The sequence below is a fragment of the Salmonella sp. SJTUF15591 genome (genome assembly GCF_043356435.1).
Taxonomy (GTDB): Bacteria; Pseudomonadota; Gammaproteobacteria; order Enterobacterales; family Enterobacteriaceae; genus Salmonella; species Salmonella enterica.
In genome coordinates this window covers 194,616-214,777 of sequence record NZ_JBEUJO010000001.1, presented here as the reverse complement: position 1 = coordinate 214,777, position 20,162 = coordinate 194,616, and the positions used below count along the sequence as shown (strand labels likewise).

Below are 20,162 nucleotides of genomic sequence, written 5' to 3'. Positions count from 1 at the left end.
GGATGCGTGTATAACTTCGCGAGGAAACTAACAGCAAAATCGATAACTTTTTTGCGTCAAATCAATATTGAAACGGTTCCGCTACTAAATAGCCCTATTTTTAAACTGCAATAACTCCAGGGAGGTACTAAAAAATGACACTGCATGGCATCGCCCCCGGAAAAAGTGCTATAAGTGGCAGTTTATTTTGCGTGGTATTCAGGACAGTCACAAAGCATGACATCACAAAAAGCAACGCTAATAGGGCTTGTTGCCATCGTTCTGTGGAGCACGATGGTTGGGTTAATTCGCGGCGTCAGCGAAGGTCTCGGACCGGTAGGCGGCGCAGCCATGATCTATTCATTAAGCGGCCTGCTGCTGATTTTTACCGTCGGATTACCTGATATCCGTCGTTTCCCGGGGCGATACCTCATCGCAGGCAGTGTACTGTTTGTCAGTTATGAAATATGCCTGGCGCTTTCTCTCGGTTATGCCGCCACTCGCCATCAGGCTATCGAAGTCGGCATGGTTAACTATTTATGGCCCAGCCTGACCATTCTGTTTGCCATTCTTTTTAACGGGCAAAAAACTAACTGGCTTATTGTTCCTGGATTGCTTATTGCACTTACTGGCGTTTGCTGGGTTCTGGGGGGCGAGAATGGTCTTAATCCCGGAGAAATTATCAGCAATGTCGCCACCAGTCCGCTAAGTTATTTCCTGGCATTTCTTGGGGCGTTTATATGGGCGACATACTGCACGGTCACAAATAAATATGCGCGTGGTTATAACGGTATCACCGTCTTTGTGTTACTCACCGCCGTGGCGCTGTGGTTTCACTATTTTCTTACGCCGCAACCTGCCATGATATTTAGCCTACCGGTGATTGCTAAACTTTTTACCGCGGCATTAACGTTGGGGTTCGCCTACGCAGCATGGAATGTGGGCATACTTCATGGCAATGTGACTATCATGGCCGTAGGGTCGTATTTTACCCCCGTCATGTCCTCTGCTCTGGCAGCGCTGTTACTCAGCTCGCCACTGTCATTCTCCTTCTGGCAAGGCGCAGTCATGGTTTGCGTAGGTTCGCTACTTTGTTGGCTGGCAACGCGGCGGCGCTAAGCGACGGGCGGGCCGATGTTGATATTAAATCGACCCGCTGTACCTTGACACTCTTCATAACACAACTACGCTTTTATCTATCGCCTGTGTGTATTTGACGATTTTTCATTTTCACGTGCTCTCCCTGCGCCATACCAGGATGCGCTGGTAAAAATGGATTTTATAAAATCGTTAAACATGTTAATGAAATGATATAATCATATTAACAAATATATAATAAACGCTAGGTGGCAACTGTATTAGTGCATATAATAATCAATCGTTACTACCAAAAATAAAATTATAAACAGATCAATAATCCCCTCCGAAAATATATCTTATTAGACAGTCCCTATTTGAATTAATACTCTCAAATGTATTAAGGAGATCTCGATCACACAAATTAAAATAATTTGTAATCTTATGAAACTTATTATTGAACTTATGCCACTCCGTCATTTAAAAATAGTCTGCCATTGACAAACGCCTCGTTTAACAATGGTTGAGGAAACACGCTAAGAAAATTATAAGGATTATTAAAATGAAACTTAAGTTAGTGGCAGTGGCAGTGACTTCCCTGTTGGCAGCAGGCGTTGTAAATGCAGCCGAGGTATATAACAAAGACGGCAATAAACTGGATCTGTACGGTAAAGTTCACGCTCAGCATTATTTCTCTGATGATAACGGAAGTGATGGTGACAAAACTTACGCGCGTCTGGGCTTTAAAGGCGAAACGCAGATCAATGACCAACTGGTTGGTTTTGGCCAGTGGGAATATGAATTCAAAGGCAACCGTACTGAATCTGAAGGTTCCGACAAAGACAAAACCCGTCTGGCATTCGCTGGTCTGAAATTCGCTGAATACGGTTCTTTCGACTACGGTCGTAACTACGGCGTTGCTTACGACATCGGCGCATGGACCGACGTTCTGCCAGAGTTCGGTGGCGATACCTGGACCCAGACTGACGTATTCATGACCCAGCGTGCTACCGGCGTTGCCACCTACCGTAACACCGATTTCTTCGGTCTGGTTGAAGGTCTGAACTTTGCCGCGCAGTATCAGGGCAAAAACGATCGTGACAATGAAGTAGAAGCAAACGGCGACGGTTTCGGTCTGTCCGCAACGTATGAGTACGAAGGTTTTGGCGTGGGTGCGGCCTATGCGAAGTCTGACCGTACTGACCGTCAGGTGCGCAACGGCACCAATGGCCTGTATGCTTCTGGCCAGAATGCGGAAGTGTGGGCTGCTGGTCTGAAATATGATGCGAACAATATCTATCTGGCGACCACCTACTCCGAAACGCTGAATATGACCACATTCGGTAAAATCGACGGTATTGCTAACAAAACTCAGAACTTTGAAGCTGTTGCTCAGTACCAGTTCGACTTCGGTCTGCGTCCATCCATTGCTTACCTGAAATCCAAAGGTAAAGATCTGGGTGCTTACGGCGACCAGGATCTGGTTGAGTACATCGATGTCGGTGCTACCTACTACTTCAACAAAAACATGTCCACCTTCGTTGATTACAAAATCAACCTGCTGGATGACACCAACTTCACTAAAAATGTTGCGCAGATCAGCACTGACAACATCGTTGCTGTTGGTCTGAACTACCAGTTCTAATTTTGTTGTAGTCTGAATACAAAGCCAGTCCTTTCAGGGCTGGCTTTTTCTCTTGATGTAGACTCGGTCATAAGGAGTATGCCGTGCAGACGTTCACTGGTCGTTGTCTTTGCGGACAGAGCCATTTTACCGTTGACGTCGAAATGCTGGATGTCTATGCCTGCCATTGTACGCTGTGTCAAAAATGGTCGGGTGGAATAGCCATGTATCTGGAAGCCTGCGGGCAACCACAGCTAGCCCCCCTTTCCCCGGAACCGCCATACTTTTCATCCTCTTCGCGCGGCGAACGCTACTTCTGTTCCGGCTGCGGGTGTCCGCTGTGGTTTCGGCTTACCGATACCGATCGCTATTTTATTCCCTGGACCTTACTGGAACTGAACGAAGTTGATCGCCGTCGGCTGATTCTGGCTGCGGAAATTTATACCGAAACCCAACCTGCCTTCTGGCGACTGACGGGGCAATACGCACGCCTCAGCGGTAAAGAAGTTGAGGAAATGGACTCCCCCTGTCAGCTAGCGCATTAAGCGCTTATCTCATCAGGCGTTATGTTATCGGCGTTGGGCTTTTGCCAGGCTGAACCACATCCCTACCGCCAGCAAAAGAAGCATACTCCCGGCGCTGCTTAACGCCACGCTATGCGACCAGATAAAGGCGTGTCTGGCGGCGTCCAGTATTGCCTGCCCCTGCGTGGGCGGTAGGCTATTCGCCAACTGCACGGCTTCTCCCATTGAAGATGACGCTCTGGCAATCTCTTGCGCCTCAAGCCCGGCAGGCAGACGGATAGACGCGGAGAAGCTACGGCTTAACAACAGACCGAAAATGGCAATGCCCAGTCCTGCGCCCAGTTCATAAGCCATCGTTTCTATCGCGCCGGCCGCCGCCGCTTTTTCTGCCGGCGCAGCGGCCATAATTGCCGACGTGGAAGCCAGCAATGCGCTGGCGGCGCTAAATCCCAGCAGCGCCATCAGCCCCCAGGCCTGCCATTGTTGGGTGCTGAAATCCGTCATCGCCAGGCCATAAAAACTCAGCGCGCTTAACGCCATGCCGCCCGTCGCGACCAGCCGTAGTCCCAGACGCGAGACCAGCACGCCCGCAATCGGCCCGCTGAATCCACTGGCGACCATCACCGGCAGCATAAATACCCCGGCCTCATAAGGCGATAGTCCGTGAACAAACTGCAGCTCTTGCGCCATCAGCAGCTCAAAACCCACCAGAGTGATCATCGCGGTCATCGCCATCACGACGCCGCTCAGGATAATGCGATGGGTAAATAGTCGCATATCAATCATCGGACGCGATGTCGCAAGCTGTGTGCGGATAAAGAGTCCCAGGAGCAGCGCGCCGGTAAGCAGGGTAAGCGAGATGACCCACAGCGACAGATGCCCTTTCAGCGCGGTTTTAGCGCTATAGACTAACAGCAAAATAGCAACAATCAGCATCACCGCATGGCCAAGATTGAGCGGTTGATCGCGACGGCCCGCCTGGCGAGGAACATAGCGGGCGGTTAAGCCCATGACGACCAGCACAATCGGCACGTTGATCAGGAAAACCGATCCCCAGTAAAAATGCTCTAATAAGATGCCGCCGATGAGCGGTCCAAACGCCGCTCCGCCCGAACCTACCGCTGCCCAGACGCCCAGCGCCATGTTGCGATGCTTCTCTTCGCAAAAGGTGGCGCGTATCCCGGCCAGCGTCGCCGGTACAATCATCGCCGCGCCAATAGCCAGTAATACCCTGGTGGCGATAAGCCAACTGGCGGTATGCGAAAACGCCGCCGCCAGTGATGCCAGGCCAAAGAGCGTCCCGCCCAGCATCAGCAGGCGTTTAAAACCGATACGATCGCCAAGCGCGCCCATCGGCAACACCATGCCAGCCATGACCAAAGAATAAATATCAATGATCCACAGCAGCTCGTTGCCGCTGGCCCCCAGTGTCATACTCAGTGTCGGCGCGGCGACATGCAAGACCGTGGCATCAATGGCGACAGGAATATAGACCAGCACAATAATGACTAACGTTAACCACTGACGAAACATAACTCTCCCTTCAAAAACTCAAATTTGGACGCTTGTCCAGTTTCAGGATCCTACGGTAAGTTGAACGAATGTCCAGCTTTTTGTTACACTGCACGCATTGGCTAATGTGGGGAAAATATGAGTTACCTTAACCGGGATGAACGCCGCGAAGTGATCCTGCAAGCGGCGATGCGCGTGGCGCTGGCAGAGGGGTTTGCCGCCATGACGGTGCGACGAATCGCATCAGAAGCCGATGTCGCCGCCGGCCAGGTGCATCACCACTTCAGCTCGGCGGGCGAGCTCAAAGCGCTGGCCTTTGTCCATTTGATCCGCACCCTGCTTGATGCCGGGCAAGTTCCGCCGCCCGCCACCTGGCGTGCACGGCTTCACGCTATGTTGGGTAGCGAAGACGGCGGCTTTGAGCCTTACATAAAATTGTGGCGAGAGGCGCAAATTCTGGCCGATCGGGATCCGCACATCAGAGATGCTTATCTCCTCACGATGCAGATGTGGCATGAGGAAACGGTCACAATTATCGAGCAGGGCAAACAGGCAGGAGAATTTACGTTTACTGCTAACGCCACAGATATTGCCTGGCGGCTTATCGCACTGGTGTGCGGGCTGGACGGTATGTATGTGCTGGGTATTCCGGAAATGGCCGATCCCGCGTTTAAATACCATCTGGATCGGATGATTACGCTTGAACTCTTTGCGTAAAGTTACAAATAATTTAATAAAAATCACTTTTAGTTTACAAATAGTAACAATTAAGAAACATCATATCTCCTCTTCGCGCCGCGCTGGCCTGGTTTTTTATCTATTCTTTCACTCAATATTCTAAAAAAACTTCAATAAGTTCTCAAAAGAGCGCGTGACGCTCTGTCTCTTTTTTGTGTTTTTTCTCAAATGATATGCGCATGTGAGGGGTAAAATGACACGACAAAACGAGAATTATAACCGTTATCTCTTGAGTGACTGGCGACCCGAAAATCCAGCCTTCTGGGAGAATAAAGGGAAAGGCATCGCCAGAAGAAACTTATGGATTTCAGTAAGTTGTTTGCTCCTGGCATTTTGCGTCTGGATGTTGTTTAGCGCTGTTGCCGTCAACCTCAATAAAATTGGATTTAATTTTACCACCGACCAACTCTTTTTATTAACCGCATTACCTTCTCTTTCCGGCGCAATATTACGCGTTCCCTACTCCTTTATGGTGCCACTGTTTGGTGGCCGTAAATGGACCGTATTAAGTACCGTAATATTGATTATTCCCTGCGCCTGGCTGGGATTCGCCGTGCAAAATCCCGCCACCCCTTTCGGGGTATTTATGCTCATTGCTCTGTTGTGCGGTTTTGCGGGGGCAAACTTCGCGTCCAGTATGGGCAACATCAGTTTTTTCTTTCCAAAAGCCAGACAAGGTAGCGCGTTGGGTATTAACGGCGGACTGGGAAATCTTGGCGTCAGTGTGATGCAGTTGATTGCGCCGCTGGTTATTTTTCTGCCGATATTTACTTTTTTAGGCGTCCAGGGCGTGCCGCAACCTGATGGCTCCCTGCTCGCCCTCACTAACGCCGCCTGGATCTGGGTGCCGTTACTGGCTGTCGCGACGCTTGCCGCCTGGTTTGGTATGAACGATATCGGCAGTTCAAAAGCGTCTGTCGCCTCGCAATTGCCGGTGCTAAAACGTCTGCACCTGTGGCTGCTTAGCCTACTGTACCTGGCGACATTCGGGTCATTCATCGGCTTTTCCGCAGGTTTCGCCATGCTCGCCAAAACGCAATTTCCCGACGTAAACATTCTGCAACTGGCGTTCTTTGGCCCTTTTATCGGCGCGCTGGCGCGATCGGCAGGCGGCGTGATCTCCGATAAATTCGGCGGCGTTCGCGTCACGCTCATTAATTTTATCTTTATGGCGCTGTTTACCGCCCTGCTATTCCTCACGCTGCCAGGCTCCGGCGCAGGCAGCTTTAGCGCGTTCTATCTTGTTTTTATGGGCCTGTTTTTGACAGCGGGTCTCGGCAGCGGTTCTACCTTCCAGATGATTGCGGTGATCTTCCGTCAGATCACGCTCTACAACGTCAAACTGCGCGGCGGGAGCGATGAGCAGGCGCAGCGCGAAGCGGTGACGGATACCGCCGCCGCGCTCGGTTTTATCTCCGCTATTGGCGCTGTGGGCGGCTTCTTTATTCCAAAAGCGTTTGGCACCTCTTTGGCCTTGACCGGCTCGCCGGTGGGCGCCATGAAAATATTTTTGCTGTTTTACATCGCTTGCGTCCTGCTGACCTGGCTGGTCTACGGGCGTCGTAAGCCTAAACAACAATAACAACATACGCACCTGTAGGACGGCCATCCGGTAATGGTTTAACGCCAAATCGACAGGATGGCGGAAAATTTATCGAAGCAGGAGAAATGTCATGAGTAAACTGTTGGATCGCTTTCGTTACTTTAAACAAAAAGGCGATACCTTTGCCGACGGCCATGGTCAGGTGATGCATACCAACCGCGACTGGGAAGACAGTTATCGCCAGCGCTGGCAGTTTGATAAGATCGTGCGCTCAACCCACGGCGTCAACTGCACGGGCTCCTGTAGCTGGAAAATTTATGTCAAAAACGGTCTGGTGACGTGGGAAACTCAACAAACCGACTACCCGCGCACGCGTCCCGATTTACCGAACCATGAACCGCGCGGCTGCCCGCGCGGCGCCAGCTACTCCTGGTATCTCTATAGCGCCAATCGTCTGAAATACCCTCTGGTGCGTAAACGGCTGATAGAACTGTGGCGCGAGGCCCTTTCCCGGCACAGCGATCCGGTACTGGCATGGGAATCTATAATGAACGACCCGCAAAAATGCCAAAGTTACAAACAGGTGCGCGGACATGGCGGCTTTATTCGTTCGAACTGGAAAGAGCTGAATCAGCTCATTGCCGCCGCTAACGTCTGGACAATCAAAACCTATGGTCCGGATCGTGTGGCGGGGTTTTCACCTATTCCGGCGATGTCGATGGTTTCTTACGCCGCCGGAACACGTTATCTGTCACTGCTTGGCGGTACTTGTCTGAGCTTCTATGACTGGTATTGCGATCTTCCGCCCGCGTCTCCAATGACCTGGGGCGAGCAGACTGATGTGCCGGAGTCTGCCGACTGGTATAACTCAGCCTACATTATTGCCTGGGGCTCTAACGTGCCGCAGACGCGTACCCCGGACGCCCACTTCTTTACTGAAGTGCGCTACAAAGGCACTAAGACGATCGCCATCACCCCGGACTATTCCGAAGTCGCTAAACTGTGCGATCAGTGGCTGGCGCCAAAGCAAGGTACCGACAGCGCGCTGGCGATGGCCATGGGTCACGTTATTTTAAAAGAGTTTCATCTCGATAATCCCAGCGACTATTTTCTTAACTATTGCCGCCGTTATACCGACATGCCAATGCTGGTCCTGTTGGATGAGCGCGCAGACGGCAGTTATGTGCCGGGGCGTATGATGCGCGCGTCGGATCTGGTGGATGGACTGGGAGAAGCCAATAATCCGGAATGGAAAACCGTCGCGCTCAACAGTACGGGCGAACTGGTCGCGCCCAACGGTTCTATCGGTTTTCGCTGGGGCGAAAAGGGAAAATGGAACCTGGAACCGGTGGCGGCGGGCGTCGAAACTGAACTGTCGCTCTCTTTACTCGGTCAGCATGATGACGTGGCGGGTGTCGCCTTCCCCTATTTTGGCGGCAACGAAAACCCACATTTTCGCAGCGTGCGGCAGGAACCGGTGCTGGTACGTCAGTTACCGGTGAAACGCCTGGCTCTGGCGGACGGTAGCGAGCGGATGGTCGTCAGCGTTTACGATCTGGTGCTGGCGAATTATGGGCTGGATCGTGGTCTGGATGACTGCCATAGCGCCAATAATTATAACGACGTAAAAGCCTACACGCCGGCCTGGGGCGAACAGATTACCGGCGTGCCGCGTCGACATATCGAAACTATTGCGCGTGAATTTGCCGAGACCGCCCATAAAACTCACGGTCGCTCAATGATCATCCTCGGCGCGGGAGTGAATCACTGGTATCACATGGATATGAATTACCGTGGGATGATTAACATGCTGGTGTTCTGCGGCTGTGTTGGACAAACCGGCGGCGGCTGGGCGCACTATGTCGGCCAGGAGAAGCTGCGGCCGCAAACCGGCTGGCTGCCGCTGGCCTTCGCGCTGGACTGGAATCGCCCGCCGCGTCAGATGAACAGTACCTCGTTTTTCTACAACCATGCCAGCCAGTGGCGCTATGAAAAACTGACTGCGCAAGAGTTGCTGTCGCCGCTGGCCGATCCGGCTAAATTTTCCGGACATCTGATCGATTTCAACGTGCGCGCGGAACGTATGGGCTGGCTACCCTCGGCGCCGCAGCTTAATCTTAACCCGCTCAGCGTGAAAGCGAGCGCCGATAAAGCCGGGCTGTCTGCGGCGGATTATACCGTGCAGGCGTTGAAATCAGGCGCTATCCGTTTTGCCTGCGAACAGCCTGACAGTGGTCATAATCACCCGCGAAATTTATTTGTCTGGCGCTCTAACCTGCTCGGCTCCTCCGGGAAAGGTCATGAGTACATGCTCAAATATCTGCTGGGCACAGACAGCGGTATCCAGGGCGAAGCGCTGGGTTCCAGCGAAGGAATTAAGCCTGAAGAGGTGGAATGGCAGTCCGCCGCGATTGAGGGCAAGCTCGATCTGTTGGTCACGCTTGATTTCCGTATGTCCAGTACCTGTCTGTTTTCCGATATCGTCTTGCCGACCGCCACCTGGTATGAAAAAGACGATATGAATACCTCGGATATGCATCCGTTTATCCACCCCCTTTCCGCCGCGGTCGATCCTGCCTGGGAATCCAAAAGCGACTGGGAGATCTACAAAGGCATCGCCAGCGCCTTTTCTGAAGTGTGTGTCGGACACCTCGGACAGGAAACCGATGTGGTGTTACACCCGCTCCAGCATGATTCCCCGGCGGAACTGGCGCAGCCATTTGATATTCTCGACTGGCGTAAAGGCGAGTGCGAACTTATTCCGGGCAAAACCGCCCCCAATATCGTCGTGGTTGAACGCGATTATCCGGCCACCTATGAACGTTTTACCTCGCTCGGCCCGCTAATGGACAAACTCGGAAATGGTGGCAAAGGTATCTCCTGGAATACCCAGGCCGAGGTCGATTTCCTCGGTAAGCTCAATTACACCAAACACGATGGTCCGGCGAAAGGACGTCCGCGCATCGACACCGCGCTGGATGCTTCGGAAGTGATTCTTGCCTTAGCGCCGGAAACTAACGGCCAGGTGGCGGTGAAAGCCTGGCAGGCGTTGGGCGAGATGACCGGGCGCGAGCACACCCATCTGGCCATCAATAAAGAAGATGAGAAAATTCGCTTTCGTGATATCCAGGCGCAACCGCGCAAAATTATCTCCAGCCCGACCTGGTCAGGACTGGAAAGCGAACATGTCTCTTATAACGCCGGGTATACCAACGTACATGAACTGATCCCGTGGCGTACGTTGTCGGGGCGGCAACAACTCTATCAGGATCATGCGTGGATGCGCGCTTTTGGCGAAAGCCTGGTGGCATATCGTCCGCCGATTGATACCCGCAGCGTCAGCGAAATGCGAGAAATTCCGCCCAACGGTTTCCCGGAAAAAGCGCTTAACTTCCTGACGCCGCACCAGAAATGGGGAATTCACTCCACCTACAGCGAAAACCTGCTGATGCTGACCTTGTCGCGCGGCGGGCCGATTGTCTGGATCAGCGAAGCCGATGCCCGTGAATTGGGTATTGAAGATAACGACTGGATTGAAGCCTTCAACGCTAATGGCGCTCTTACCGCTCGTGCGGTGGTCAGCCAGCGCGTTCCGCCGGGTATGACCATGATGTACCACGCCCAGGAGCGAATTATGAATATTCCGGGCTCGGAAGTGACCGGGATGCGCGGCGGGATCCATAACTCCGTGACCCGGGTCTGTCCAAAACCGACGCATATGATCGGCGGCTATGCGCAACTGGCTTACGGCTTCAACTATTACGGAACCGTGGGTTCGAATCGCGATGAATTCATCATGATCAGGAAGATGAAAAACATTAACTGGCTGGATGATGAGGGCCGGGATCAGGTACAGGAGGCGAAAAAATGAAAATACGCTCACAGGTTGGGATGGTACTGAATCTCGATAAATGTATTGGCTGTCACACCTGCTCCGTCACCTGTAAAAACGTCTGGACCGGACGTGAAGGGATGGAATACGCATGGTTCAATAACGTCGAAACTAAACCGGGCATCGGCTATCCCAAAAACTGGGAAGACCAGCAGGAGTGGCAAGGCGGTTGGGTTCGTGATGTTAATGGCAAGATAAGGCCCCGTCTGGGCGGCAAAATGGGGGTAATTAGCAAAATTTTCGCCAACCCGGTGATTCCGCAAATCGATGATTACTATGAACCCTTTACCTTCGATTATCAGCATTTACATCATGCGCCAGAGAGTAAGCATCAGCCCACTGCCCGTCCTCGCTCACTGATTGACGGAAAACGGATGGACAAGGTGATCTGGGGGCCAAACTGGGAAGAGCTGCTCGGCGGCGAGTTTGAAAAACGCGCCCGCGACCGTAACTTCGACAACATACAAAAAGAGATGTACGGTCAGTTCGAAAACACCTTCATGATGTACCTGCCGCGCCTGTGCGAACACTGCCTGAACCCCAGTTGTGTCGCCACCTGCCCAAGTGGCGCTATTTATAAGCGTGAAGAAGACGGCATCGTGCTAATCGACCAGGATAAATGCCGGGGCTGGCGTTTGTGTATCAGCGGCTGCCCGTACAAAAAAATCTACTTTAACTGGAAGAGCGGCAAGTCTGAGAAGTGCATATTTTGCTATCCGCGTATTGAATCCGGCCAGCCGACCGTTTGTTCGGAAACCTGCGTCGGGCGCATCCGTTATCTTGGCGTTCTGCTCTACGACGCCGACAGGATTGAAGACGCGGCCAGTACCGAACACGAGACAGATTTGTATGAACGTCAGTGCGATGTGTTTCTCAATCCGCACGATCCGGCGGTCATCGAAGAGGCGCTTAAACAGGGCATCCCGCAAAACGTCATCGACGCCGCCCAACGGTCGCCGGTGTACAAAATGGCGATGGACTGGAAGCTGGCGCTTCCGCTGCACCCGGAATACCGTACCCTGCCGATGGTCTGGTACGTACCGCCGCTGTCGCCCATCCAGTCATACGCCGACGCGGGCGGGTTGCCGCACAATGGCAATATTCTGCCGGCGGTGGAGACGCTGCGTATTCCGGTACAATACCTGGCCAATATGCTCAGCGCGGGCGATACCGGTCCGGTCATTCGGGCGCTAAAGCGGATGATGGCGATGCGCCACTACATGCGCTCGCAGACGGTTGAAGGCGTGACGGATACCCGCGCGATTGACGAAGTGGGTCTGAGCGTACAACAGGTTGAAGAGATGTATCGCTACCTGGCGATTGCCAATTATGAAGATCGTTTTGTCATTCCCACCAGTCACCGGGAAATGGCGCGCGATGTCTTTCCGGAGCGCAACGGCTGCGGCTTTACTTTTGGCGACGGTTGTCACGGCTCGGATACCAAATTCAACCTGTTCAACAGTAGCCGTATTGATGCCATCAATATCACCGAAGTGCGTGATAAAGCGGAGGGGGAATAATGCAAATCCTCAAAGCGATTGGCCTGTTGATGGAGTATCCGGACGACGAGTTGTGGGAATGTCGGGATGAAGCGCTCACCCTTATCCAACACGATGCGCCAATGCTGGCCGACTTCACTCGCGAGCTGCTTTATGCGCCGTTACTGGATAAACAAGCAGAATGGTGTGAAGTGTTTGACCGCGGGCGCGCCACTTCATTGCTGTTATTCGAGCATGTTCATGCGGAGTCCCGCGATCGCGGCCAGGCGATGGTCGATTTGTTAAGCCAGTATGAAACCGTGGGCCTGCAGCTCAACTGCCGCGAACTACCGGATCACCTGCCGCTCTATCTGGAGTACTTAAGCGTGTTGCCGGAAGCGGAAGCGCGCGAGGGATTACAGAATATTGCCCCTATTCTGGCGCTGCTGGGCGGTCGTCTGAAACAGCGAGGAGCGCCGTGGTATCAACTGTTTGACGCCCTGCTGACGCTGGCGGGCAGTACGCTTACAAGTGACAGTGTCACCAAACAGATTGTTCAGGAATCGCGGGATGATACCCGTCAGGCACTGGATGCCGTCTGGGAAGAAGAACAGGTGAAGTTTATCGAAGATAACGCCACGATCTGTGACAGTTCACCGTTACACCATTATCAACGACGCTTTAGCCAGGACGCGGCGCCGCAGTACGTCGACGTCAGCGCGGGAGGCCCGAAATGATACAGTACCTGAACGTCTTTTTTTACGATATCTACCCCTATATTTGCGCCACGGTCTTCTTCCTCGGCAGTTGGCTGCGCTATGACTACGGACAATATACCTGGCGCGCGTCGTCCAGCCAGATGCTGGATAAGCGCGGGATGGTGATATGGTCGAATCTGTTCCATATTGGCATTCTGGGGATCTTTTTTGGCCATCTGTTCGGGATGCTGACGCCACACTGGATGTATGCCTGGTTCCTGCCAATTGCGGTAAAACAACAAATGGCGATGATCCTCGGCGGCGTGTGCGGCGTATTAACGTTGATCGGCGGCGCGGGATTACTGTGGCGTCGTCTGACCAATCAGCGTGTGCGGGCGACGTCCACTACACCAGATATTATCATCATGAGCATTTTGCTGATTCAGTGCCTGCTTGGCCTGAGCACCATTCCGTTTTCGGCGCAATATCCGGATGGCAGCGAAATGATGAAGTTGGTGGGCTGGGCGCAAAGTATTGTCACCTTCCGCGGCGGGTCTTCGGAAATGCTGAACGGTGTGGCGTTTGTTTTCCGCGTTCATCTGGTGCTGGGAATGACTATTTTCCTGCTCTTCCCGTTCACCCGTCTGGTTCATGTCTGGAGCGCGCCGTTTGAGTATTTCACCCGTCGCTACCAGATTGTTCGTACCCGCCGCTAATTCTCTTTGCCCGGGGCGTACGCTTACCGGGCAAAGAAAAACGCCTGGGCGTCGTCATTCGGCAACGCACAGGCTATGATGATTCTTCAGTCAAAGGAGAACATCAATGAAACCGCAGATTTACCATGTTGACGCCTTCACCAGCGAACCCTTTCGCGGCAACTCTGCTGGCGTTGTCTTACATGCGGATACGCTAAGCGACGCGCAGATGCAGCTGATTGCCCGTGAACTTCGTCACTCGGAAACCGCCTTTTTGCTAAAAAGCGAAGAGAGTGATGTGCGCATACGCTATTTTACACCGACAGTAGAAGTCCCCATCTGTGGTCATGCCACCGTGGCCGCGCATTATGTTCGGGCAACGGTACTGGGGTTGGGAAACACCACCGTCTGGCAAACCTCGTTAGCGGGCCGTCATCGCGTTGAAATTCATGCCGAACACAACGACTATCGCATCACGCTGGAACAAGGTCAGCCCTCTTTTGATCCACCGTTAGTCGGAGAGATTCGGACTGCCATCATCACCGCACTGAACCTGACTGAAGATGATATCGTGCCGGGAGCGCCAATTCAGGTGGCTTCAACAGGACATGCAAAAGTGATGATCCTGCTCAAACCAGACGTTGATATTGATGCCCTTTCTCCGAATCTGGCAGCCCTGACGGCAATCAGCCAGCAAATTGGCTGTAACGGCTTTTTTCCTTTCCAGATTCGTCCGGGAAAAAACGAAACCGATGGGCGAATGTTTTCCCCGGCGATAGGGATTGTGGAAGATCCGGTAACGGGAAACGCCAATGGCCCGATGGGGGCATGGCTCGTCCATCATGGCCTGATGGCGCATGACGGTAAAACGCTGCAGATTCAAGGCCATCAGGGGCGCGCTTTAGGTAAAGAGGGTACTGTTGATGTTACCGTCACCATTCGCGATAACCAGCCGGAAAACGTCACCATCTCCGGCCAGGCGGTCATTCTGTTTCATGCCGAATGGGCCATTACTTTTTAATCTTTGTCAGGCCCGCAAATCCTCGCGGCAAAAAATTATTTTCCCGCCTCCGGATGGGTATCAAATGCAGCCATTACCGCGGCCAGCTCCGCCTCGGTAAAACCGTGCTTTACATCATTTACGCCGAGACCAAACTGCTGCTGAAGTAACTGATACAACGACGGTACATCCGGTACATTGACCTGTTCAACGGCATGTCCCTGGTGGTAACGCGTGAAGTGGAAATTCGTTAATGTCAGCTTGCCGCCATCAGGCAAATGGCGGCACATCAACAAATGATGACGAAAATGGGATTGCGGCCAGTGAGCCGACCAGAAATTGCCCATCACATGATCGCTCTGCTGCTGCACCCCCAGATCAAAACAGTACATCGACTGCCAGTGCTCATGGTGGCGGAATTGTAAAATCCATGTGCTCCCCTCCTGCATCAGGCGGTATTCGCCATGCGGCGTTTGCTGAGCAATTTCAGCCTGCAGACGAAGCGGCGCGGTTAGCGTTTGGCCGCCAAACCCCACGTCTGCGATCCACTGCTCATCCTCAACATCAACCAGCAGCAAACGGTGCGTGCGTGGCGGTAAACTGGCGGGATGAGACAGAATGACCCGCCCCAATAAGCTTCGGACGTTAAAACCGATGTCGCGTAACGCACGTTCAAACAGGCCATTCAGTTCAAAACAGTATCCACCGCGTCGGGCATAAAGCAGTTTCTCCTCTAATGCCGTCTCATCGAGCTGTATTTCACGAGGCAGTAGAACATCCAGATTTTCAAAAGGAATCGCGCAGTTGTGCGCTAAGTGAAGCGTTCTGAGCGCTTCAACCGTAGGAACCCCCAACGGCTGACAATGTAATCGCGTAAAATAAGCATGTAAAAAAGAGGTCATCTGAGGCTTCCATTAACATTAATGCTTGCGTTCGGCACACAGGCTGAGGCGGATATCGCTGCGCAACAGGATACCCTATCCGTGGAATAGCGTTGGATACTTTTGAAAAAAATAAGACAGGCCGGCTACAGCGCCGGAGGTACGTGGAATTTTGGCGTACAAACGGAAATCGGGTTCTGAGAATCTCTTTGCGACACGCCGCCAAAATAGCGGCGTGTTAAAATTTTTAACGCCAGCTCAGCGAGTCTGATTTCTAACAAAACTGGCTAAACATAAACGCTTTTTAATAAGTGTCCAAATAGTTACGGTAACGCTCTTTTATGTCGGCCGCCCGTTGCGCTTTCGCCTCCGGCATGTCGCTGGCCCGAGCGATATAATGTTCTAAACTCGGAATGGCGCCTAATGCCTGAGGTAAGGCATTATATGCTGCTATTCGTTCTCTGACGGTTTTATGGTCTTTATCAATATCATAATGATAGTACGCTGGCGCTTCTAAAAAGCCCTCTTCCAGTCTCATACAAATATCTTCAAAGGTTCCCTCAACCTCAACGGAATGTTCGCCATCCGATATCCTGACGATTGGCTTACCTCCAGCTATCAGCGAGAGTTGTTCGAATATTAACCTCCGACCATCAGAAAGCTCGACATCTATAGCATACAGTCCATCACATACAGCATCAGCAAGGTGATCATGGATATTCCCTGCATTGGCACAGAACTCCTCAACTTTAGGCGTAACATTGCAATAATGTTCAATTACTCTTGTAAATCCGTAGGCCAGTCCTGCGGTAAGCACATACAAGATGCCTTTCATGATTTTTGTTGATAATTTATTTTCATAATCTCCTGCAGCAACATGAGGTAGCTTATTTCCTGATAAAGCTCTGCCATAGGTAGAAACTGATGTATGTGGCATATCCTACTCCTTCAAATTTTGCTCAATAGCTTTATATGTCCTACTCCTCTCTCATTATGACGATATGTCAATCAACAAAATTGCTCAAAGGCATACATTTTCAGGAGAAAATGAGAATAACAGGCGCAACGGCCTTATCTTATGCTGCTTCAATATCGTCAGGTGGTTTACCGTTCGAGGTCATATCTATGACCATAAATCCCTGCAGGGATTAACACTGATTAATTATTGCGCAAAGTAATCACTGCGGATTTGTGCTGGCGTCTTATCTGGCTGAATCGTGACCACACCGCTCCACATCTGACCACACAAATAAACTCGACATCCTCATTTTGTTCTTCCCGTATGTTTTGCGTCATTTAACAATTGCAGGTAGGATGCTCCGCCGGCGGTTTTATCCCTGTCACAGAATCAGGGAAAAGCGGCATTCGCCATTGCAGGCAATCGATTGGTGAGCGCCCGTCGCGGCATAAGGAATTTTTCTGTCAGGACAGGCTATAACAGGTAACGTAATGAAAACACAGACTACGCACGCCGCAGAACAACATGCGGCGAAACGACGCTGGCTGAACGCCCATGAAGAGGGGTATCACAAAGCGATGGGGAATCGTCAGGTTCAGATGATTGCTATCGGCGGCGCGATTGGCACCGGTTTATTTTTAGGTGCAGGCGCCCGATTGCAAATGGCCGGACCGGCACTGGCGCTGGTCTATCTGATATGCGGCATTTTTTCTTTTTTCATTTTACGCGCGCTGGGCGAACTGGTATTGCATCGCCCTTCCAGCGGGAGTTTCGTCTCCTACGCCCGTGAATTTTTGGGTGAAAAAGCGGCCTACGTCGCAGGCTGGATGTACTTTATTAACTGGGCGATGACCGGGATCGTCGATATCACCGCAGTGGCGTTATACATGCACTACTGGGGCGCATTTGGCGACGTTCCGCAATGGGTGTTCGCGCTCGGCGCGTTAACCATTGTCGGTACCATGAACATGATCGGCGTAAAATGGTTTGCCGAAATGGAGTTCTGGTTCGCGCTGATAAAAGTACTCGCCATTGTTATCTTCCTGGTGGTAGGCACGATTTTTCTCGGTACCGGTCAACCGCTTGAGGGTAATGCCACCGGTTTTCACCTGATTACAGATAATGGCGGCTTTTTCCCGCACGGCCTGTTGCCCGCGCTGGTACTGATTCAGGGCGTGGTGTTCGCTTTTGCGTCGATTGAACTGGTCGGTACCGCCGCTGGGGAGTGCAAAGATCCACAGACGATGGTGCCAAAAGCCATCAATAGCGTGATCTGGCGTATTGGTCTTTTCTATGTAGGATCGGTCGTATTGCTGGTTTTGCTGCTGCCGTGGAACGCCTACCAGGCGGGGCAAAGTCCGTTTGTCACCTTCTTTTCTAAACTTGGCGTGCCTTATATCGGCAGTATTATGAATATCGTGGTGTTAACCGCCGCGCTTTCCAGCCTGAACTCCGGGCTTTACTGTACGGGGAGAATTTTACGTTCAATGTCGATGGGGGGTTCCGCGCCGAAATTCATGGCGAAAATGAGCCGTCAGCATGTGCCCTATGCGGGTATTCTGGCGACTCTGGTGGTTTACGTGGTCGGCGTGTTCCTGAATTACCTGGTCCCCTCCCGCGTGTTTGAGATCGTTCTTAATTTTGCCTCGCTCGGCATTATCGCATCGTGGGCGTTTATCATGGTGTGCCAGATGCGTTTACGCCAGGCGATAAAAGAAGGCAAAGCCGCAGACGTCAGTTTTAAACTGCCCGGCGCGCCTTTTACCTCCTGGCTAACACTGCTGTTTTTACTAAGCGTGCTGGTACTCATGGCGTTTGACTACCCGAATGGAACTTACACTATCGCCTCGTTGCCGCTGATCGCCATTCTGCTGGTCGCCGGCTGGTTTGGCGTGCGACGTCGCGTGGCGGAGATCCATCGCACTGCGCCAGTGACGGCGGATTCGACAGAGAGTGTCGTATTGAAAGAAGAAGCAGCGACATAACATTCCCCTTCCCCGGCAGCCCCAGGCCTGCCGGGTTTAATGCGCGTTGCCCATCGCGCCCAATACTTAGTCAGCCTTAATCAACTGCGCCACATCATTGCTGTTAATTTCCCGCTGGTTGCCTTCCTGATCGGTATAACTGGTCATCCCCGTCTCTTTATCTAACTGTGGCTTACCCTGAGTTACGATCGTTTGCCCATTCTTCGTCGTCATCACATAGTTGGTTGTACAACCCGCAAGCATAAAAAACATCATGCCCAAACCTGAGTATATAAATAACTTTTTCATATTTTCCTCGTGAATATAATGAGTTAACTACAGCAAAAAGGCAGTGTAATTCTCACAGAATCATCAGGCTATCGGCGGGGTGTAACGAGGCGTATCGGTGCGTTTAAAGAGATGACTGGAGGGGTTTCCCCCTCCATACCCTATTTACAGAGCAATGCGAATAACATCATCCGGCTGCGTCGCTTCTTGTTCACGTGTCGATTTCTGCTTCACGCTGACGTAGAGCGTTTTACCGTCTGCCGATAGCGCCAGGCTATTCGGGTACGTCGGCGTATCGAACGTTTTAACAACGTTATAGGTCTTCGCATCGATCACGCTGACCTGACCTGCCTGACGATGCGTCACATACGCCTCGTTACGTGTCGGGTTAAACAGGACGGCCAAAGAAGCAGGCGCCGCGATTTTGGCAAGAATATTGCCATTACGGGTATCGACAACCAGGACTTCAGTCGCCTTCGAGTCGGTGATAAACGCGCGATGACCTGCGGTATCGAGACTCAGGTTAATAAAGAAGTGTTCTTTACCGTCATCCAGCAACTTCTTACGACTGAGAATTTTATTGCTGGCGGTATCGATGGTGATAAATTCGCCATCCGCATTGGTGGTGTACAGGCGTTGCGCTTTACTATCGAGCGCCAGACCCGTACTCATTTTGCCGGTATTTTCGATCGTCGTTTTCAGTTTGATGGTTTCGCCATCCACTACCCAAATAGCACTCTCTTTACCAACACCGCTAATGTAGATCGTGTTGGTCGCCGCATCGGCAACCAGCTCACGGGGCTGTAACGGACGAACCTCTTCAGTACGTTTGCGCGCATCAAGTACCAGACGACCTTTTACATCACCCGTTTTGGCATCAATCGCGGTAACAGCGCTGTTAATGGTATTGCCAAACCACAGCGTTTGGGTCGCGGCATTGATGGTGGCGCCGAACGGCTTGAGATCGTTATGAATCGCTTGCGTGATTTCCAGCGTCACCGGGTCGAGACGATAAACTACGCCGCCTTTATCCAGTTTACGGCTTTGCGATGTAGCCAGCCAGAGCGCGTTTTCTTGCTGACTCCAGGCCATCTCATAAGCGCCTTTGCCTACCGCTTTACGCAGCATGTCTTCCGCCGCCAGCGTGCTAAATGAGGATGCGACGAGGAGCGAACCTAACAATAAAGAACCACGCAGGCGCGGCGAAAAAAGATGACGTAAGTGCATGACGACTCCCTTTGATAAAAACGTGTATAGCTGCTTCACACTACTTCGCTGCGCGGGATCTTCGTTCCGCACTTATTATAAGTT

16 protein-coding genes are annotated in these 20,162 nt (G+C 52.0%); 11 read left to right on the top strand and 5 right to left on the bottom strand.

Translation table 11 applies throughout. From position 1 onward, the window contains the following. The first annotated feature begins 216 nt into the window (after positions 1 to 216). The 3 genes from yddG to ABVM99_RS01000 all read left to right on the top strand — a co-directional run bounded on the left by yddG (position 217) and on the right by ABVM99_RS01000 (position 3,225). Positions 217 to 1,098: an aromatic amino acid efflux DMT transporter YddG gene (gene yddG, locus ABVM99_RS01010; protein WP_023195277.1), complete on the top strand. Its 882-nt coding sequence runs from the start codon at positions 217 to 219 to the stop codon at positions 1,096 to 1,098. Positions 1,099 to 1,618: 520 nt separating this feature from the next. Further along, the gene (gene ompD, locus ABVM99_RS01005; protein ID WP_000769043.1) at positions 1,619 to 2,701 is read left to right on the top strand and encodes a porin OmpD; all 1,083 of its coding nucleotides are present in this window, start codon (positions 1,619 to 1,621) and stop codon (positions 2,699 to 2,701) included. A gap of 143 nt (positions 2,702 to 2,844) precedes the next feature. Continuing rightward, positions 2,845 to 3,225 carry a GFA family protein gene (locus tag ABVM99_RS01000; protein ID WP_014343841.1) on the top strand — a complete coding sequence of 127 codons (381 nt, stop codon included), beginning with the start codon at positions 2,845 to 2,847 and terminating at the stop codon, positions 3,223 to 3,225. Between the two features lie 24 nt (positions 3,226 to 3,249). On the opposite strand, the gene smvA is transcribed toward ABVM99_RS01000, so the two are convergent. Further along, positions 3,250 to 4,737, bottom strand: a complete 1,488-nt coding sequence (gene smvA / locus ABVM99_RS00995) for a methyl viologen efflux MFS transporter SmvA (RefSeq protein ID WP_000489743.1) — start codon at positions 4,735 to 4,737, stop codon at positions 3,250 to 3,252. Positions 4,738 to 4,854: 117 nt separating this feature from the next. On the opposite strand from smvA, the gene ABVM99_RS00990 reads away from it, so the two are divergent. From ABVM99_RS00990 to ABVM99_RS00960, 7 genes are all read left to right on the top strand, one after another. Beyond that, positions 4,855 to 5,433, top strand: a complete 579-nt coding sequence (locus tag ABVM99_RS00990) for a TetR family transcriptional regulator (protein WP_000121044.1) — start codon at positions 4,855 to 4,857, stop codon at positions 5,431 to 5,433. A 214-nt stretch (positions 5,434 to 5,647) separates the two neighbouring features. Further along, a complete protein-coding gene (locus ABVM99_RS00985; RefSeq protein ID WP_000198250.1) occupies positions 5,648 to 7,036 on the top strand; it encodes a NarK family nitrate/nitrite MFS transporter in 1,389 nt (462 codons plus the stop codon). A 91-nt stretch (positions 7,037 to 7,127) separates the two neighbouring features. After that, positions 7,128 to 10,868: a nitrate reductase subunit alpha gene (locus ABVM99_RS00980; protein ID WP_052938186.1), complete on the top strand. Its 3,741-nt coding sequence runs from the start codon at positions 7,128 to 7,130 to the stop codon at positions 10,866 to 10,868. Further along, on the top strand, positions 10,865 to 12,409 hold the full coding sequence (gene narH, locus ABVM99_RS00975; protein ID WP_023194747.1) for a nitrate reductase subunit beta: 1,545 nt from the start codon (positions 10,865 to 10,867) through the stop codon (positions 12,407 to 12,409). The genes ABVM99_RS00980 and narH overlap by 4 nt, the downstream gene beginning before the upstream one ends. Beyond that, on the top strand, positions 12,409 to 13,104 hold the full coding sequence (narW, locus tag ABVM99_RS00970) for a nitrate reductase molybdenum cofactor assembly chaperone (RefSeq protein WP_023194748.1): 696 nt from the start codon (positions 12,409 to 12,411) through the stop codon (positions 13,102 to 13,104). The genes narH and narW overlap by 1 nt, the downstream gene beginning before the upstream one ends. Next, positions 13,101 to 13,781 carry a respiratory nitrate reductase subunit gamma gene (narI, locus tag ABVM99_RS00965; RefSeq protein WP_000617103.1) on the top strand — a complete coding sequence of 227 codons (681 nt, stop codon included), beginning with the start codon at positions 13,101 to 13,103 and terminating at the stop codon, positions 13,779 to 13,781. The genes narW and narI overlap by 4 nt, the downstream gene beginning before the upstream one ends. Positions 13,782 to 13,887: 106 nt before the next feature. After that, entirely contained in the window at positions 13,888 to 14,781 is an 894-nt protein-coding gene (locus ABVM99_RS00960) for a PhzF family isomerase (RefSeq protein WP_023194880.1), read from the top strand. Between the two features lie 35 nt (positions 14,782 to 14,816). On the opposite strand, the gene nhoA is transcribed toward ABVM99_RS00960, so the two are convergent. Both nhoA and ABVM99_RS00950 read right to left on the bottom strand, forming a co-directional pair. After that, positions 14,817 to 15,662, bottom strand: coding sequence for an N-hydroxyarylamine O-acetyltransferase (gene nhoA, locus ABVM99_RS00955; protein WP_000200329.1), 846 nt, complete (start codon positions 15,660 to 15,662; stop codon positions 14,817 to 14,819). A gap of 283 nt (positions 15,663 to 15,945) precedes the next feature. Next, on the bottom strand, positions 15,946 to 16,578 hold the full coding sequence (locus ABVM99_RS00950; RefSeq protein ID WP_001120866.1) for a hypothetical protein: 633 nt from the start codon (positions 16,576 to 16,578) through the stop codon (positions 15,946 to 15,948). A 512-nt stretch (positions 16,579 to 17,090) separates the two neighbouring features. Between ABVM99_RS00950 and ansP the strand changes: the two genes are divergently transcribed. Continuing rightward, a complete protein-coding gene (ansP, locus tag ABVM99_RS00945; protein ID WP_000857112.1) occupies positions 17,091 to 18,584 on the top strand; it encodes an L-asparagine permease in 1,494 nt (497 codons plus the stop codon). Positions 18,585 to 18,650: 66 nt separating this feature from the next. On the opposite strand, the gene ABVM99_RS00940 is transcribed toward ansP, so the two are convergent. Both ABVM99_RS00940 and ABVM99_RS00935 read right to left on the bottom strand, forming a co-directional pair. Then, positions 18,651 to 18,872 (bottom strand): YgdI/YgdR family lipoprotein, encoded by a 222-nt coding sequence (locus tag ABVM99_RS00940; RefSeq protein WP_023195496.1) that lies wholly within the window; start codon positions 18,870 to 18,872, stop codon positions 18,651 to 18,653. 144 nt (positions 18,873 to 19,016) lie between these two features. Beyond that, a complete protein-coding gene (locus tag ABVM99_RS00935) occupies positions 19,017 to 20,078 on the bottom strand; it encodes a YncE family protein (protein ID WP_000550636.1) in 1,062 nt (353 codons plus the stop codon). Positions 20,079 to 20,162: the final 84 nt, after the last annotated feature.

Coding starts and splice junctions, on each gene's coding strand:
- yddG (WP_023195277.1), top strand. CDS start 217: ATGACATCACAAAAAGCAACGCTAATAGGGCTTGTTGCCATCGTTCTG.
- ompD (WP_000769043.1), top strand. CDS start 1,619: ATGAAACTTAAGTTAGTGGCAGTGGCAGTGACTTCCCTGTTGGCAGCA.
- ABVM99_RS01000 (WP_014343841.1), top strand. CDS start 2,845: ATGCTGGATGTCTATGCCTGCCATTGTACGCTGTGTCAAAAATGGTCG.
- smvA (WP_000489743.1), bottom strand. CDS start 4,737: ATGTTTCGTCAGTGGTTAACGTTAGTCATTATTGTGCTGGTCTATATT.
- ABVM99_RS00990 (WP_000121044.1), top strand. CDS start 4,855: ATGAGTTACCTTAACCGGGATGAACGCCGCGAAGTGATCCTGCAAGCG.
- ABVM99_RS00985 (WP_000198250.1), top strand. CDS start 5,648: ATGACACGACAAAACGAGAATTATAACCGTTATCTCTTGAGTGACTGG.
- ABVM99_RS00980 (WP_052938186.1), top strand. CDS start 7,128: ATGAGTAAACTGTTGGATCGCTTTCGTTACTTTAAACAAAAAGGCGAT.
- narH (WP_023194747.1), top strand. CDS start 10,865: ATGAAAATACGCTCACAGGTTGGGATGGTACTGAATCTCGATAAATGT.
- narW (WP_023194748.1), top strand. CDS start 12,409: ATGCAAATCCTCAAAGCGATTGGCCTGTTGATGGAGTATCCGGACGAC.
- narI (WP_000617103.1), top strand. CDS start 13,101: ATGATACAGTACCTGAACGTCTTTTTTTACGATATCTACCCCTATATT.
- ABVM99_RS00960 (WP_023194880.1), top strand. CDS start 13,888: ATGAAACCGCAGATTTACCATGTTGACGCCTTCACCAGCGAACCCTTT.
- nhoA (WP_000200329.1), bottom strand. CDS start 15,662: ATGACCTCTTTTTTACATGCTTATTTTACGCGATTACATTGTCAGCCG.
- ABVM99_RS00950 (WP_001120866.1), bottom strand. CDS start 16,578: ATGCCACATACATCAGTTTCTACCTATGGCAGAGCTTTATCAGGAAAT.
- ansP (WP_000857112.1), top strand. CDS start 17,091: ATGAAAACACAGACTACGCACGCCGCAGAACAACATGCGGCGAAACGA.
- ABVM99_RS00940 (WP_023195496.1), bottom strand. CDS start 18,872: ATGAAAAAGTTATTTATATACTCAGGTTTGGGCATGATGTTTTTTATG.
- ABVM99_RS00935 (WP_000550636.1), bottom strand. CDS start 20,078: ATGCACTTACGTCATCTTTTTTCGCCGCGCCTGCGTGGTTCTTTATTG.